This is a genomic window from Shigella sp. FC1967 (assembly GCF_001743005.1).
GTDB lineage: Bacteria > Pseudomonadota > Gammaproteobacteria > Enterobacterales > Enterobacteriaceae > Proteus.
Map to the genome: position 1 here is coordinate 1 of NZ_MIIZ01000385.1, position 227 is coordinate 227.

At 48.5% G+C, this 227-nt stretch carries 1 protein-coding gene; it reads left to right on the plus strand.

The window, feature by feature from the left end:
* On the plus strand, nt 1-198 hold a 198-nt coding region (locus BHE89_RS24235), incomplete at its 5' end, for a hypothetical protein (protein ID WP_216080976.1).
* Between the last annotated feature and the right edge of the window lie 29 nt (nt 199-227).

A 227-nucleotide genomic window follows, 5' to 3' on the forward strand; every position in this document is an offset into this window, starting at 1 on the left:
GGGGGGCTTTGCCCCCAAAACGAAACACGTTCACTGGGGTTCACTTGCCATCGCTGGGGCGTGTCATTTCGTTTCGGCTCCCCCTGTTTTTCCCTTTCTTCGCTGGACGCTCATCAGGATAAAAAACAAAAAAGCCTACCGCCCTCGTTTTTACTCGGTTGGTCAAATCGCTTCTTGCCACAAAAACAAGTTTTGTGACTTTTCAGCGATTTCGCATCGTTTTTACT